Annotated in this window: 15 protein-coding genes; 12 read left to right on the top strand and 3 right to left on the bottom strand. The window is 74.1% G+C overall.

Translation table 11 applies throughout. From position 1 onward, the window contains the following. The first annotated feature begins 216 nt into the window (after positions 1-216). On the top strand, positions 217-1,509 hold the full coding sequence (locus tag ASF82_RS00315) for a SpoIIE family protein phosphatase (protein ID WP_056051923.1): 1,293 nt from the start codon (positions 217-219) through the stop codon (positions 1,507-1,509). A gap of 60 nt (positions 1,510-1,569) precedes the next feature. Here the strand turns inward: ASF82_RS00315 and ASF82_RS00320 are convergent, their stop codons facing one another. Then, positions 1,570-2,931, bottom strand: a complete 1,362-nt coding sequence (locus ASF82_RS00320; RefSeq protein ID WP_056051927.1) for a PP2C family protein-serine/threonine phosphatase — start codon at positions 2,929-2,931, stop codon at positions 1,570-1,572. Between the two features lie 150 nt (positions 2,932-3,081). Here ASF82_RS00320 and ASF82_RS00325 point away from each other — a divergent pair, with 150 nt between their 5' ends. The 8 genes from ASF82_RS00325 to ASF82_RS00360 all read left to right on the top strand — a co-directional run bounded on the left by ASF82_RS00325 (position 3,082) and on the right by ASF82_RS00360 (position 10,049). Beyond that, positions 3,082-3,414: an STAS domain-containing protein gene (locus ASF82_RS00325; protein ID WP_056051930.1), complete on the top strand. Its 333-nt coding sequence runs from the start codon at positions 3,082-3,084 to the stop codon at positions 3,412-3,414. Continuing rightward, positions 3,407-3,814, top strand: coding sequence for an ATP-binding protein (locus tag ASF82_RS00330; protein ID WP_056051933.1), 408 nt, complete (start codon positions 3,407-3,409; stop codon positions 3,812-3,814). Before ASF82_RS00325 ends, ASF82_RS00330 begins: the two co-directional genes overlap by 8 nt. Positions 3,815-4,048: 234 nt before the next feature. Beyond that, positions 4,049-4,429 (top strand): LexA family transcriptional regulator, encoded by a 381-nt coding sequence (locus ASF82_RS00335; RefSeq protein ID WP_056055461.1) that lies wholly within the window; start codon positions 4,049-4,051, stop codon positions 4,427-4,429. Beyond that, on the top strand, positions 4,422-5,708 hold the full coding sequence (locus ASF82_RS00340) for a Y-family DNA polymerase (RefSeq protein WP_056051936.1): 1,287 nt from the start codon (positions 4,422-4,424) through the stop codon (positions 5,706-5,708). Before ASF82_RS00335 ends, ASF82_RS00340 begins: the two co-directional genes overlap by 8 nt. A gap of 143 nt (positions 5,709-5,851) precedes the next feature. Beyond that, complete coding sequence (locus tag ASF82_RS00345) at positions 5,852-7,735, top strand: BCCT family transporter (RefSeq protein WP_082514112.1); 1,884 nt, start codon at positions 5,852-5,854, stop codon at positions 7,733-7,735. A 52-nt stretch (positions 7,736-7,787) separates the two neighbouring features. Then, entirely contained in the window at positions 7,788-8,333 is a 546-nt protein-coding gene (locus ASF82_RS00350; RefSeq protein ID WP_197982492.1) for an RNA polymerase sigma factor, read from the top strand. Beyond that, entirely contained in the window at positions 8,330-9,001 is a 672-nt protein-coding gene (locus ASF82_RS00355) for a hypothetical protein (RefSeq protein ID WP_056051939.1), read from the top strand. Before ASF82_RS00350 ends, ASF82_RS00355 begins: the two co-directional genes overlap by 4 nt. Positions 9,002-9,026: 25 nt before the next feature. Then, positions 9,027-10,049 (top strand): LLM class flavin-dependent oxidoreductase, encoded by a 1,023-nt coding sequence (locus ASF82_RS00360; protein WP_056051942.1) that lies wholly within the window; start codon positions 9,027-9,029, stop codon positions 10,047-10,049. A 47-nt stretch (positions 10,050-10,096) separates the two neighbouring features. Here ASF82_RS00360 and ASF82_RS00365 read toward each other — a convergent pair whose 3' ends face one another. Further along, positions 10,097-10,879 carry a FadR/GntR family transcriptional regulator gene (locus ASF82_RS00365; RefSeq protein WP_056055469.1) on the bottom strand — a complete coding sequence of 261 codons (783 nt, stop codon included), beginning with the start codon at positions 10,877-10,879 and terminating at the stop codon, positions 10,097-10,099. Between the two features lie 151 nt (positions 10,880-11,030). Here ASF82_RS00365 and ASF82_RS00370 point away from each other — a divergent pair, with 151 nt between their 5' ends. Genes ASF82_RS00370 through ASF82_RS00380 form a run of 3 tightly spaced genes read left to right on the top strand, consistent with a single transcriptional unit; the run spans position 11,031 to position 14,433 of the window. After that, a complete protein-coding gene (locus tag ASF82_RS00370) occupies positions 11,031-11,933 on the top strand; it encodes a proline iminopeptidase-family hydrolase (RefSeq protein ID WP_235491115.1) in 903 nt (300 codons plus the stop codon). A 53-nt stretch (positions 11,934-11,986) separates the two neighbouring features. After that, the gene (locus ASF82_RS00375) at positions 11,987-13,450 is read left to right on the top strand and encodes an APC family permease (protein WP_056051947.1); all 1,464 of its coding nucleotides are present in this window, start codon (positions 11,987-11,989) and stop codon (positions 13,448-13,450) included. Then, positions 13,447-14,433: an acetamidase/formamidase family protein gene (locus ASF82_RS00380; RefSeq protein ID WP_056051950.1), complete on the top strand. Its 987-nt coding sequence runs from the start codon at positions 13,447-13,449 to the stop codon at positions 14,431-14,433. The genes ASF82_RS00375 and ASF82_RS00380 overlap by 4 nt, the downstream gene beginning before the upstream one ends. 115 nt (positions 14,434-14,548) lie before the next feature. On the opposite strand, the gene ASF82_RS00385 is transcribed toward ASF82_RS00380, so the two are convergent. Beyond that, positions 14,549-15,247, bottom strand: coding sequence for a hypothetical protein (locus ASF82_RS00385; RefSeq protein WP_056051953.1), 699 nt, complete (start codon positions 15,245-15,247; stop codon positions 14,549-14,551). Positions 15,248-15,357: the final 110 nt, after the last annotated feature.

A 15,357-nucleotide genomic window follows, 5' to 3' on the forward strand; every position in this document is an offset into this window, starting at 1 on the left:
TCTTCCCGGTGGGGAGGTGACAGGGGTTCGCCGCCACCTCGGGAAGGGGTGGGTGTTCCCAGGTCCTGCTCAGCTTCGCCCACGCCGGGCCCCCCGAACGGGGCACGCCCCGTGCTGGCACGCGGCGGGCCCGCCTGCTCTACTGGTCGTCAGGCACCACCGCTCCGACCGCCTCCTCGGCACCACCAGGTCGGGGCCGCCGGATCAGGGAGAGACATGGACGACCGAGCGGGAACCGACACGGACACCGACACCGCCGCCGCCGACCCGGGCGGCGCCGCCGCCGGCTCGCAGGACGACGGCTGGCACGCCGTCGACGGCACCGCGCCCCTCGACGCCGCCGAGCGCGAGCGCCTGGCCGCCGTCGAGGCCTCGGCCCTGCTCGGCACCCCGCCGGAGGAGCGCTTCGACCGCATCACGCGCTTCGCCCGCGAGCTCCTCGACGTGCCGATGTCGTACCTCAACCTCGTCGACGACGCCTCGCTCGTGGTCAAGTCGCCCCAGGAGCCGGGGGAGGCGGCGCCCCGCTTCCCGTACGGGGCCGCGTTCTGCGAGTACACCGTCCACGGGACGGGCCTCTTCGAGGTGACCGACGCCTCCCTCGACCCCCGCTTCGCCGAGAGCCCGGCCGTCACGGCCTTCGGGGTGCGCTCGTACGCGGGCGTGCCGCTGCGCGCCGACGGCGGGCAGGCGATCGGGACGCTGTGCATCCTGCACCCCGAGCCGCGCCGGCTCACCGGCGAGGAGCGCGGCCGGCTGGTCGACCTGGGGCGGTGGGCCGAGGCGGAGATCCGCCAGGGGCAGGGCCCGGCGTCGGACGTCACCGTCGCCGTGGACCCGACGGTCGCAGGGCAGCGCCCCGCCCTGCACCACGGCGACCTCACGGCCACCGCCCTCGACCGGCCCCACGGCGCGGTGAGCGGCGACCTCCACGCCTGGGCCGAGGGCGGCGACGTCGTCACGGCGACGCTCGCCGACGTGATGGGCAAGGGCGCGGCGGCCGGCGCCCTCGCCGAGGCCCTCCGCCGGAGCCTCTACGAGGGGCCCGACGGCACCGACGCGCCCCCCGCGACGGCGCTCGCCACGGCGGCGCGGGCCCTCGGCCCGCAGCTCGCCGAGGCCGGGTCGTTCGTGACCCTCTTCCACGCCCGCGTCGACACGCGCTCGGGCGACGTCGAGTACGTCGACGCCGGCCACGGCCTCACGCTCCACCTCCGCGCCTCGGGGACGGTCGAGCGGCTCTCGTCGCACGACCTGCCGCTGGGGCTCCAGGACGCGGCCGAGGGCTGGACGACCGGGACGCTGCGCCTCGAGCCCGGCGACGCGCTCGTCTCCGTCTCGGACGGCGTGCTCGACGTCTACGACTCGACGCTCGCGAGCCTCGACCGCGTCGTCGCCGACCTGCGGGCCGAGCGCGACGTCGAGGCCTTCCTCGACGCGTTCTCGGTCAAGGTCGGCGTGGCCCAGGTCGACGACGACGTCACGGTGCTGGTCGTCACGAGGAGCTGAGCGGCCGGCCGGCCGGCAGGCCGGGCGCCGGTGCCGGCGGGGGTCGGTGCGGCCCGGGCGTCAGGGCGCCGTCGGGGCGGCGACGGCCACGGGAGCGAGCACGTCGCCCGCGACCGGCGCCGCGACGGGCTCGCGCCGCAGGGCGACCACGGTCACGTCGTCGTCGTGGCCCAGCTCGCGGGCGAGGTCGGCCAGGGCGTCGACGACCGACGACGGCCGCGGGTCGCGGCGTGCGAGGGCCGCCACGTGCTCGACGCTGTCGAGCCCGCCGCCGAAGAGGTCGAGCACCCCGTCGCTGAAGCAGACCACGAGGTCGCCGGGGCAGAGGGCGGTGGTCCGCGTCTCCCACGCGTCGTGCAGGCCCAGGCCGAGGCCGATCGGGAGGTCGGGCGTCGACAGGCGCTCGGCTCCGCCGTCCTCCCGCACGACGACGGTCAGGCCGTGGCCGGCGTCGGCCCAGTGCAGCACGTCGCCGCGGAGGCGCGCGTGGAAGAGGGTGGTGAACACGACGGAGTCGGGCCCGTCGGCGAGGTCGGTGGCGAGCCCCTCCGAGGCGCGGACGATGGCGGCCCCCGGGTCGGGGTCGCGGCGCGAGCTGCGCACCGTCGCCCGCACGGCCGCCGCGATGAGACCGGCGCCGACGCCCTTGCCCATGACGTCGCCGAGGGTCATCGCGACCCCGTCGTCGGTGCGGTACCAGTCGAAGAAGTCGCCGCCGACGGTCGTCGAGGGCAGGCAGGTGCCCGCGAGGGCGTAGCCGGGCGTGTCGGCCAGGGCTCCGGGGAGGAGCGAGCGCTGCACCTCGGCGGCGCGGGTGATCTCGGTCCGGACCACCGCCTCCCGCTCCTCCGACAGGCGCAGCTGGGCCGCGTACTGACGGCTCAGCTCGTTCACGACGAGGGCCAGCGCGGTGTAGACGAGGACGCCGACGAGCAGGCGGGCGAGCTCGGTGACGCGGTCGCCGGCGCTGATGCCGGCGATGAAGGGCGTGAGGATGACGACCATCGAGCCGAGCACCGCCCAGAGCACCGACCGGCGTGGCTCGCGAGCGGCGAACCACACGAGCGGCATCACCAGCAGGGCCGTGAAGACCGACGAGGAGGAGCCGGTCGACCAGCGCAGGACCCCCAGCGCGACGAAGTCGAGGGCGGGCACCAGGAGGGCCCACCCGCCGATCACGGCCGGGCGGGCGGTGGCGGCGGCCGCCCAGAGCGTGGCGACCGCGGTGACGCCCAGGGCGACGAGGAGGCCCGCGCCGCTGGTGACCACCAGCTGCGGGACGGTGAGCGAGAGGACGACGGCCAGGACGACGAGCAGCGCCGACGGTGCCTGCTTCACCAGGGGGGTCACGCCGTACCGCAGGAGGAACGTGTCGAGCGTGGAGCTCCGGCGTGCCCGCGACGGAGAGCGGTCAGAGGTCACCCCCCGACGATAGGTGTCGGGCAGCCCTCTCCGGTACCCCCCGCACTGGAGCGCCGCGGCGGGCTGTGCCGGGGGTCGGCCGCAGCTATGGTGTCGCGGAGGACCGCGCCGACCCGTGCGCCGGGACGACGAGCCGAGGAGGCTGGCTGGATGGATCTCGCTGTCGAGGGAGCGGGCGCCGACGTCGCCGTCGTGCGCTGCACCGGGAGGCTCAACATGGTCTCGGCCCCGGCCCTGCGGGAGGCCGTGACCGGCGCGATCGCCGACGGCCGGCCCCGCGTCGTCGTCGACCTCGCCGGCGTCGACTTCATGGACTCCTCCGGCCTGGGCGCCCTCGTCGGCTGCCTCAAGTCCGCCCGCTCGGCGGGCGGCGACCTGCGCATCGCCTCGCCGTCGGCCCAGGTGCTGATGGTGCTGAAGCTGTCGAACATCGACCGCATCCTCCGCCCGCACGACGACGCGGCGACGGCGTTCGATGAGTGAGCACCAGCTCGTCTTCGCCACGCCGCCGGACGACGTCAACACGGTGCACGACTTCCTCGAGTCGGTCTGGGGCGACGACACGACCCTCACCGACGAGGAGCGCATGGCCTTCGAGCTCGCCCTCGTCGAGCTGACCAGCAACGTCATCGAGCACGCCGCGGCGGGCGAGGGCGTCGCCTGCCGGCTCTCCGTCGCCATCACCGACGGCGAGCTGACGGCCACCCTCAGCGACACGGCCGAGCCCGGCAGCGTCTCGCTCGTCGGCCGCGTCATGCCCGACGAGATGGCCGAGGGCGGCCGCGGCCTCGCCCTGGTCCAGCTGCTCGTCGACGACCTCGGCTACGAGCGGGTGGGCGACTCCAACGTGTGGTCGATCCGCAAGGCGCGCCCGACGGCCTAGCCGAGGGGCGCCGCACGACCGGCCACCTCGGGGGAGGCGACGTCAGTGGAGGCGACGTCGGTGGAGGCGACGTCGGTGGTCTGGCCTAGGTTCTCTCCGGGAGGCACCGTGAGCGAGACGACAGGCGAGGCAGCGCGTGGGGCGTGCCCTGCGCGGCCGACCCGACCCGCGACTCCTGAGCTGCCGCCCGTCGTGCTCGGGCCCGTCGGGGGCGAGGAGCGCGCCGACGCCGACCTGCCGCGAGCCGCGCTCGAGGCTGTCCACGCCGGCTTCCCGTCGCCCGCCCAGGGCTACTGGTCGGGGCCGGTCGACCTCAACCGGCACCTGATGCGCGACCCGACGGCGACCTTCCTGGTGCGGGTGAGCGGCGACAGCATGACGGGCGCGGGCATCTTCGACGGCGACGAGCTCGTCGTCGACCGGGGGCTCGACGCCCACGACGGAGCCGTCGTCGTGGCCGTCGTCAACGCCGAGCTGACGGTCAAGCGCCTCTCGTGGCGGCAGGGGCTCATGGTGCTCAGCCCGGAGAACCCCGCCTACCCCGAGATCGTGCTCTCCGAGCTCGACGAGGCGACCGTCTGGGGCGTCGTCACGAGGTGCCTGCACCGTGTCTGAGCGCCACGTCGCCATCGTCGACGCCAACAACTTCTACGTGTCGTGCGAACGTGTCTTCAACCCCGCGCTCGAGGGCAGGCCGGTGGTCGTCCTCTCGAACAACGACGGCTGCGTCATCGCCCGCTCGCAGGAGGCCAAGGCGCTGAACGTCGACATGGCCGCGCCCTGGCACACGATCGCGCCGATCGCCGCGATGCAGGGCGTCGTCGCGGTGTCGAGCAACTACGAGCTCTACGGCGACATGTCGGCGCGCTCGGCCGAGATCCTCAGCCGGTTCACGAGCCACCAGGAGGTCTACTCGATCGACGAGTCGTTCATCGAGCTGAGCGGCACCGTCGACGAGACCACCGCGCAGGCCCGCGAGATCCGCCGCGTGGTGCGCAAGCTGATCGGCCTGCCCGTGAGCATCGGCATCGCGCCGACGAAGACCCTCGCGAAGCTCGCGAACCGGGGCTCGAAGCAGGCCGCCGCACTGGCGGGCGTCTGCCACCTGGGCAGCTACTCGTCGGCGCAGCAGACCGCCATCCTCGCCAGCGTCGACGCGGGCGACGTGTGGGGCATCGGTCGACGCACGGCGAAGAAGCTCGTGCCGCTCGGCGTGCACACGGCCGCCGACCTGCGCGACGCCGACGCCGCCCGCATCCGGAAGCGCTTCGGCGTGGTGCAGGCGCGCGTCGTGCAGGAGCTCCGCGGGGTCGACTGCCTGCCGATCGAGGAGGTCCAGCCCGAGCGCGACCAGATCTACCACTCCCGGTCGTTCGCGGTGCCCGTGACGACGGTCGCCGAGCTCGAGGAGGTGCTGTCGGTCTACACGCAACGTGCCGCCGCACGACTCCGGGGGCAGGGCTCGCTGACCCGGATGATGCGCTGCTTCGCCGCCACGTCGCCGTTCGCGACGGAGGCCGGCCACACCAACCACGTCGTGTCGATCGCCTTCCCCGAGCCGACCGACGACGCGACCACGCTCTACCGGGCCGCGATCGCAGCGCTCGGCCCCCAGCTCGAGCCCGGCAAGCGCTACGTGCGCGCCGGCGTCACGCTGATGGAGCTCACGCCGCGCGCCGAGCACGCGAGCCTCGACGTCTTCGGCGAGGTCGCCGCGGCACCGCCCGCCTACGGCGACGTGCTCGACCGGATCGCCGGCAAGTTCGGCGACGAGAGCCTCGGCCTCGGCGTCGCCGGTCTGCGGCACCGCCGCGGCTGGGCGATGAAGCGCGACATGGTCTCGCCGCGCGCGACGACCCACTGGGACGAGCTCGCGACGGTGACGGCGCGGTAGCTCCTCCGTGATCGAGGTGCCCCTTCCTGGGCTCTCCGGCGAGGACGGAGCCCCAGACGGGGCGTCTCGACGACTCGCCGAGCATCTCGGTGCACGGTGCGCATCATTGCCCGGAACGCGCCGGGAGCCGTCACGATGGAGGCATGGCAACGACCGAACCGCCCTCCTCCGGGGCCCCCGAAGCCCGACCCTCGACCCTGGGGGAGGCCGTCACGACGACCCCCCAGCTCCGCCGCTGGGTGTTCTGGCCCGCCGCGATCGTCGTCCTCGGCTTCGTGGCCTTCACGCTGATCGCGCCCGCCTCGGCCGAGGCGCTCTTCCTCGGGCTGCAGAGCGGCATCGTCCGCAACTTCAGCTGGTACTACGTGCTGATCGTGGCCTTCTTCGTCGGCTTCTCGATCTTCGTCGGGTTCAGCCGCTTCGGCACCATCAAGCTCGGCAAGGACAAGGACGAGCCGGAGTTCTCCACCGGGTCGTGGTTCGCCCTGCTCTTCGCCGCCGGGATGGGCATCGGCCTCGTCTTCTACGGCGTCTCCGAGCCCCTCAGCCACTTCGCCTCGCCGCGCCCCGGCGTCACCGGCACGGAGGACCAGCTCGCGCAGCAGGCCCTCACGCAGACCTTCCTGCACTGGGGCCTGCACGCGTGGGCGATCTACGTCGTGCTCGGCCTCGCGCTCGCCTACGCCATCCACCGTCGGGGCCGTCCGGTCTCCATCCGCTGGGCGCTCGAGCCCCTGCTCGGCGACCGCGTGCGCGGCGGCTGGGGCAACCTGATCGACGTCATCGCCCTGGTCGGCACGCTGTTCGGCGTCGCCACCTCGCTCGGCCTCGGCGTGATCCAGATCGGCGCGGGCCTCGAGGCCGCCGGCATCGCCGACAGCAGCATCGTCAGCCAGATCGCGATCATCGCGGTGATCACCGCGGTGACGATCGTCTCGCTCGTGACGGGCGTGACGAAGGGCATGAAGATCCTCTCGAACTTCAACCTGATCCTGGCCGCCGCGCTCCTCCTCTTCGTCCTGATCGTCGGCCCGACGCAGTTCCTGCTGCGCGACTTCGTGCAGTCGATCGGCGCCTACCTGCAGAACGTCGTCGGCCTCTCGTTCAACGTCACCGCCCAGCAGGGCGCCGCCGGCGAGGAGTGGCAGGGCGCCTGGACGACCTTCTACTGGGGCTGGTGGATGTCGTGGGCCCCCTTCGTGGGCATCTTCATCGCGCGCATCTCGAGGGGCCGGACCGTCCGCCAGTTCGTCTTCGGCGTGCTGCTCGTGCCGACCGCCCTGACGTTCCTCTGGTTCGCCGTGCTCGGCGGCGCGGCCATCCACCGCCAGACCGACGGCGCCGGGGGGCTCATCGGCGCCGACGGCTCGGTCGACGTCGAGGGCTCGCTGTTCGCCCTCCTCGGCGACCTCCCCGCGGGCGCCGTGCTGACCTTCGGCGCCATCCTCCTGATCGGCGTCTTCTTCGTCACGTCGTCCGACTCGGGCTCCCTCGTGATGGCGATGATCGCCTCCGGCGGTGACATCGAGCCGAAGAACTGGCTGCGCGTCTTCTTCGCGCTCGTCGCCGCCCTGCTCGCCGTCGCCCTGCTGCTCACGGGCGGCCTCGACGCCCTCAAGACCGCGGCGATCACGACGGCGCTGCCGTTCAGCGTGGTGCTGCTGCTCACCTGCTGGTCGACGATCATCGCCTTCACGCGTGAGCGGCGGGCCTATGACGCGGCTGAGCGCGACGTGCTGCTCGAGCACGTCGGGGCCTACTACGGCCTCGAGGTCGAGGCGCCGACGGAGGCCGGGGCCCGCGGGCTGGCCCGCCCGTGGGAGGCGTTCAAGGGTCGCCTGCGCGGCTCCCGTCGTGCGACGGGCGAGGGCTCGCCCGCCTCGTCGGCCTCGCCGTCCTCCGTGGCTGCCGAGCCGCCCCTCCGCGTGAGCGACGTCTCGGTCGACCCCGCGGTCGACCCGAGCCTCGACCAGCGCCCCACCGACGACGACCGCGGCGAGGGGACGCACGGCCCCGGCCCGCGCTGACGTCGGCCCGGGCGAAAGGCACGCCGGGCGGCGGACATGTGAGGGTGTGGACGTGACCCTGCTGCCCGCCCGAGCCCGCTTCGAGGCCCTCGTGCCCGAGGTCGTCGAGCCCGTGCGCCGGTACCTCGCGCGCCGCGTCGACGCGGCGACGGCCGACGAGGTGCTCGGCGACGTGCTGCTCGTGCTCTGGCGGCGCCTCGACGACGTGCCCGCGGGCGACGAGGTGCCCTGGGCCGTCGGCGTCGCCCGGCTGCAGCTGAGCAACGCCCTGCGGTCGATGCGTCGCCGCGACCGGCTCGTCGCGCGCATCGTCACGGTCGACCCGCCGACCGAGTCGGTGCCCGAGGCCGACGAGGTCGACCCCCGGGTCGCGCTCGTCGCCCCCGCCCTCGCGCGCCTGCGGGAGGTCGACGCCGAGGTGCTGCGCCTGCACGTCTGGGACGAGCTCACCGTCGCCCAGACGGCCGCGGTGCTGGGCACGACGCCGAACGCCGTGTCGATCCGCCTGCACCGGGCCCGTCGACGCCTCGCCGACGAGATCCGGAAGGCGGAGGCGCGTGACGGACATGCACCGGTGACGGGAGGAGACGGACGATGACCACGCACGACGAGCACGAGCACGAGCACGAGCACGAGCACGAGCACGACGAGCACGCCGAGCACGGCGCCGACGACCTGCTGATGCGGTCCGCCGACCCGGCCTCCTCCCTCGCCCCGCTGCCGGCCCGGCAGCTCGCTGACCTGACGGAGACGACCATGAGCACCGCACCCCGCACCCCCGCCCGCACGGCCCCCGGCCGCTCCGCCGCCGCTCCGGCCCGTCGACGCTCCCGCCGCCTCCTGGCCGGGGCCGCCGGCGGGGTGCTCGTCGCCGCGGCGGTGGTCGGGGTGCTCGTCGCGACCGGCCCGGGGGCGGGCGGGAGGGTCACGACCCTCACCGCGCCTCCGGCGGGCGGACCGGGCGCGATGTGCGCCGTGCCGACCGCGGAGGTGCTGGCGACCTCGACCACGGCCTTCCGCGGCACCGTCGTGGCCGTCGACGGGGGCACCGCCACGCTGCGGGTCGACGACGTCTTCGCCGGCGACCCGGGCGACGCCGTCGAGGTGCCGCAGGGCGACCCCGACGACCAGGTCGACGGGGCGGCGCCCGTCTTCACCGAGGGAGGCGCGTGGCTCGTCGCCGCCTCGGCCGGCGTCGTGAGCTCGTGCGGCCTGACCGGCCCCGACTCGCCGGAGCTCGCGGCGCTCTACGACCAGGCGTTCTGACGCCGTCACCTGCGAGGATCGGGCCATGCCCGTCGACGGAACACCCCTGCGGCGCCTCGGCGTCCTCACCATCGGCTCGTTCGACCCCGCCTCGCCGGCCGCGGGCCACGAGGACGTCCTGCGCGTCATCGAGCGCGCCGAGGAGCTCGGCCTCGACAGCGCGTGGCTGCGCCACCGCCACCTGCAGCCGGGCATCTCGTCGCCGGTCGCGATCATGGCGGCGGCGTCGCAGCGCACGAGCCGGATCGAGCTGGGCACGGCGGTGACGCCGATCGGGGCCGAGAACCCCTTCCGGCTCGCGGAGGACCTCGCCACGGTCGACGTGCTGCTGGGGGGCCGCCTCAACCCGGGCTTCTCGTCGGGCACCCCGATGAACTTCGACCTCTACCGCGACGCGATCTACCCCGACACCGCCGACCACGAGGAGCTCGGGCCCGAGCGCCTGCTGCGCCTCCGCGACCTCGTGCGCGGCGACGTCGTCTCGGCCTCGCCGGGCCGTCGCGGCATCGAGGAGTTCAGCGACGTCGTCCAGCCGCACAGCCCGGGGCTCGTCGACCGGCTGTGGTGCGGCGTCGGCAGCACGAGGTCCGCCGTCTGGGCCGGCGAGAACGGGTTCCACCTGCTCGCGTCGAGCGTCACGAAGGCCGAGCGGGGCACCGACTTCGCCGAGAACCAGCGCGCCCAGATCGACGCGTACCGCGACGCCCACCCGGCGGGCGCCTCCGCCCGGGTGTCGCAGGGGCTCGTCGTCGTGCCGACCGACTCGGCCACGCCCGAGCAGCGGGCCCGCTACGCGGCGTACGCCGAGGCGCGCGCCGGCCGCGTGGGCGTGCCGCAGGGCCCGGGGCAGCTGCTCTTCGCCGCCGACCTCGTCGGCACCTCGGCCGAGATCGCGGACGCCCTGCACGCCGACCCCGCCTACCAGGCGGTCGACGAGGTCGCCTTCGCGCTGCCGTTCGCCTTCGAGCCCGGCGACTACGCGCAGATGCTCACCGACATCGGCGAGCGCCTCGGGCCCGAGCTCGGCTGGAGCCCCGCCGGCGCCTGACGGCGAGCCCTCCGGGGGCCCGACGCCGAGCCCCGCCAGGTCGTCGGTCAGGCGTGGTCGCCGCCGCGGACCACGCGTTCGAGCAGCTCGAGGTCGATGCCGACGTGACGTCGTGCCAGCGCGGCGGCGCGCGCGGCCTCCCCGGCGCAGATGGCCTCGACGATCTGCTCGTGCTCGGCGAGGGCGCGCAGCTCCATCTCGCGCATGCCGTCCGGGCCGCCCCAGAGGTGGGCCGGCGCGGCGATGCTGACCCGCGACTCCAGCTCGAGCAGCACGGCCCGGAGCGTGGCGCTGTGCGCCGCGTCCGCGATCGCGACGTGCAGGCGCTCGTCGGCCTTCTGCGAGGCCAGGCCCGAGGCGGCGGCGCGGTAGCCCTCGAGGCGGTCGCGCAGCACGGCGACGTCGTCGTCGGTGCGGTTCTCGGCGGCGGCCTCGGCGACCGTGCCGTGCAGGCGGCCGATCGCGTCGCTGGTGTCGCGGAGGTCCGACCAGCGGGCGGCGAGCGTCCGCTGCGCGACGGCCGCGGCCCGGTCGGTCGAGCGCTCCTGCACGAACGAGCCGCCGCCGCGGCCGCGCTGGGTCTCGATGAGCCCCTGGTCGACGAGCCGGGCGAGGGCGGCCCGCACGGTCATCCGGCCCACGCGCAGCGAGGCGGCGAGCTCACGCTCCGGGGGGAGGCGCTGGCCGGGCAGGTACTCGCCGGTCGCGATGGCCGTGACGAGGCGGTCGGAGATGTCGTCGACCCGGGTCGACGACTCGAGCGGGGCCTCGAGGACGCCGGGGGAGTCGGAGCCGGGAGAGGCGGTGGCGGCGTCGGTCGTGGCGGTCACCGGGGACCCGGCGCGCGCCTCCGCGGCGTCCACAGACCCGTCCTCCGTCATGCCGCGTCACCCCTCCCCAGCTCGTCGTCGTGTTACGCCCAGGTTAAGTCACGCAGAAAGGTCTTGGCGTGAGACCTTTCGCGGGTGCATGCTGACGCGCATGTCGACGAGCACCGCTGCCACCCTCCCGTTCCGCGACGGCCACACCTGGTACCAGGTCACCACGCCCGACGAGCCCCGCCCCGGCGCCCTGCCCCTCGTCGTGCTCCACGGCGGCCCCGGCATGGCCCACGACTACCTGCGCAACCTGGCGGCGCTCGCCGACGAGACCGGCCGCACCGTGGTGCACTACGACCAGTTCGGCTGCGGCCGCAGCAGCCACCGCCCCGACGCCCCCGTCGAGACCTGGGTGCCCCAGCTCTTCGTCGACGAGTTCGAGGCCGTCGTCGCGCACCTCGGGCTCGAGCGCTTCCACGTGCTCGGCCAGTCGTGGGGCGGCATGCTCGGCGCTGAGATCGCCGTGCGCGAGCCCGCCGGCCTCGCCAGCCTGGCCATCTGCAACTCGCCCGCCTCGATGCAGCTCTGGGTCGACGGCGCGGCCGAGCTCCGGGCCCAGCTGCCCGCCGACGTGCAGGAGGCGCTGCTCCGGCACGAGGGCGCGGGCACGACCGGCGACCCCGAGTACCTCGCCGCGACCCAGGTCTTCTACGAGCGCCACGTCTGCCGCGTGGTGCCGATGCCCCAGGACTTCGTCGACAGCGAGGAGCAGATGGAGGCCGAGCCGACGGTCTACCACACCATGAACGGCCCGAACGAGTTCCACGTCATCGGCACGATGCGCGACTGGACGATCGTCGACCGCCTGCCGAGCGTCACCGCGCCCACCCTCGTGGTCGCGGGCGAGCACGACGAGGCGACGCCGGCCACCTGGCAGCCCTTCGTCGACGGCATCGACGGCGCCGTCTCCCACGTCTTCCCCGGCGCCAGCCACTGCACGCACCTCGAGCAGCCGGAGGAGTTCCGCCGCGTCGTCGCCGGCTTCTTCGCCGACCACGACGCCTGACCACCACCACCCCCTCCCCGCACCGTTCCTCCCTCACCCCGAAGAGAGACACCATGTCCGAGCGCACCGAGTCCCCCGAGCTGAGCGCGCAGGCGCAGCTCGAGCAGTACGGCTACAAGCAGGAGCTGAAGCGGTCGGTCTCGACCGGCGACCTGCTCGTCTACGGCCTGATCTTCATGGTGCCGATCGCGCCCTGGGCGATCTTCGGCACCGTCTACAACGCGTCGTCGGGCCTCGTGCCCCTGGTCTACCTCGTGGGCCTCGTCGCGATGATCTTCACCGCCCTCGCCTACGCGCAGATGGCCAAGTCGATCCCGCTCGCGGGGTCGGTGTTCTCGTACGTGGGGCGCGGCATCCACCCCACGGTCGGCTTCTTCGCCGGCTGGGCGATCCTGCTCGACTACCTGCTCGTGCCGACGCTGCTCTACGTGTTCGCCGCCGAGTCGATGGTCGGCATCTTCCCCGGCACCGCCCGCTGGATGTGGGCGCTGATCTTCGTCGCGATCAACACGGCCGTGAACCTGCTCGGCATCACCTCGCTCAAGCTGATGAACCGCGTCTTCCTCGCCATCGAGGTCGTCTTCATCGTCATCTTCGTGATCATCGCCGTCACCGCCCTCAACGGCGGCACCATCCCCGGCGCCGAGTTCAGCGTCAGCCAGGTGTGGGACCCGTCGAAGGTCACCGGCCCGCTGATCGCGTCGGCGCTCTCGATCGCCGTGCTGTCGTTCCTCGGCTTCGACGGCATCTCGACCCTCGCCGAGGAGTCGACCGGCAAGCGCGGAGGCGCGGGTCGAGCCATGATCATCGCCCTCGTCATCGTCGCCTTCCTGTTCGTGCTGCAGACCTGGCTGGCGAGCGCGCTCGCCGCGGGCCGCGACTCCTTCCCCGAGGGGGAGGCCGGCAACGCCTTCTTCGACCTCGTCGCCCAGGCGTCGTCGAGCGGCTGGATGACCGCCTTCTTCGTCGTGAACGTGCTCGCCGTCGGCATCGCGAACGCCATGGCGGCGCAGGCCGCGACCTCGCGCCTGCTGTTCTCGATGAGCCGTGACCGGCAGCTGCCCGCGGTGCTCTCGCGCCTCAACTCGCGCCAGGTGCCGCAGGCCGCCATCCTCGTCGTCTCGGTGCTCTCGGCGATCCTCGTGCTGTTCTTCGTCGGCCAGATCGACGTCATCTCGTCGCTGGTCAACTTCGGCGCCCTCTTCGGCTTCATGCTGCTGCACCTCTCGGTGATCTGGCACTACGTCGTGAAGGGGAAGTCGCGCAACTACCTGCTGCACCTCGTCGTGCCCGTGGTCGGCTTCCTGATCATCGGCTACGTGCTCGTCAACGCGGCCCCCGCGGCGAAGATCGGCGGCCTCGTCTGGCTCGTCGTCGGCGCGGGAGTCTTCCTCTTCTACAAGATCCGGGGAGGCGCGGCGCCGACCCTGGGGCAGGTCGACGAGGGCGACGGGTCGGGAGCGGCCGCCACGGCGACCCCGGCGGCGGACACCCTCGAGAAGGAGGCCGGGCGGTGAGCGACGCGCACCGCGACTCCTCGGGGTCCGGGCCGGCGTCGGCCTCGTCCGGCGCCTCGGGCGTCGACCACTTCCTCGGCAACGAGCTCGGCCGGCCCGGCTTCAGCGCCGCCGTCGAGCCCGTGCTGCGCATCACCCCGGGCACGGGCGAGACGATCGGCTTCGAGACCAGCGACGCCGTCTACGCCGAGCTGCACGACCACCACGACCTGGCGCAGCTGTCGGTGCCGATCAACCCCGTCACCGGCCCGGTCTTCGTCGAGGGCGCGATGCCCGGCGACGCGCTCGCCGTGACGGTGCACGACATCCGGCTCGTCGACCACGGCTGGTCGGTCAGCCTGCCCGGCTCGGGCGCCCTGCAGCACGTGATGGGCGACGAGATGTTCACCCGTCGCGTGCCGATCGACGCGGAGGGCGTGCACGTCACCGACCGCCACGTATTCGCGCCGCGGCCGATGATCGGCTGCATGGGCACCGCGCCCGCCGAGGGCGAGAACTCGACGATCATGCCCGCCTACCCGCAGGGCGGCAACATGGACGTGACCGAGAACACCGTCGGCTCGACCGTCTACCTGCCCGTGATGGTCGAGGGCGCGTACCTCTCGATCGGCGACGTGCACGCGATCATGGCCGAGGGCGAGTCGTCGTTCGTGGCGATCGAGGCGCAGGGCACGGCCGTCGTGTCGATCGACCTCGTGAAGGGCGCCCGGCTGCGGGCGCCGCGCATCGAGACCGCCGACGACTGGATCTTCGTCGGCCTCGGCGACCCCGTGCAGGAGAGCGTCCGGCGCGGCTACGAGGACGCCTTCTCCTTCCTGGTCGACGACCACGGCTGGTCTCGCGGCGACGCCTACGCGGTGCTCAGCGCCGTCGGGCACTCCCGGCTCGGCGGGCCGACCGGCTCGGTCGCGCCCGACCCGCTGCACCCGTTCGCGGCCGTCGGCGCGGTGACGCTGCACCGCGTGCCGAAGTCGGTCCTGTAGGAGGTGCGGGGCGGGCCCGGTCGCGGGGCGACGGGTCCGCCCGCGCTGCTGCGGGCCGACCGGGCCCGACCGCCCGGGCGCGCGACCGCCCGGCCGCCCGGCTGCCCGACCGCCCTCAGCTCGAGAGGTGCGTCAGGATCGACCCGAGCAGGTCGTCGGTCGGGTAGTTCGACTGCCCGACGGCGATGAAGAGGTCGCCTCGCACGAAGTAGGTGTCGGTGCTGTCGGTGCCGTACATCGCGTCGACGGTGGTCTGCTGGCAGAGCCGACCGTCGTGGGCCTCGGAGCAGCTGGCCCCGCGCGCCTCCGCCTGCTGCAGCAGGGCGGCGCTGGTGGCCTCGTCGAGTCGCCCCAGCTGCACCGACAGCCCGGTGACGTCTGCGGCCGGGTCGCGCCAGAGGCAGTCGAGCTCCGCCGCCGTGTCGGCGATGACGAAGGGGGCGTCGCCGGCCGCGGGGACGCCGGGCGTGCGGGCGCCGCGGGCGCTGCCGTCGCGCCGCGGGTACGCCTCCGGGTTCAGCGGCGTGGAGCCCATGGTCGCCTGGTACGTCGCCGTGTCGACGATCTGCGTGCAGTCGGTCGGGATGGTGACGACCGGCGACGCGTCGGGGGCCGCGGTCGCCGTGGGGGCCGGGGTCGTGTCGGGCTCGGCGGTCGGCGTCGGGGCCGGCGTCGGAGCGGCGTCGCCGGTGGCCGTGGCCGTCGGGGTCGGCGACGCCGTGGCGTCGCCCCCGGGCGTCCCCGAGCAGCCGACCAGGGCGAGCACGACGAGGGCGGCGGCCGTGACGGTGGTGAGCGGGCGGACGTGCGACATGGCGGTTCTCCTCGACGGGCAGGTGCCGCGCGCACCCCTGGCGCTCGCGGCGGGCCCTCGGTCGGGCCCCGTGCTCACGCTAGTGAGCGGGGGAGGAGTCGCCCGTCAAC

Origin of the sequence: Frigoribacterium sp. Leaf164 (genome assembly GCF_001423665.1) — a bacterium.
In the GTDB taxonomy this organism is placed as follows: domain Bacteria; phylum Actinomycetota; class Actinomycetes; order Actinomycetales; family Microbacteriaceae; genus Frigoribacterium; species Frigoribacterium endophyticum.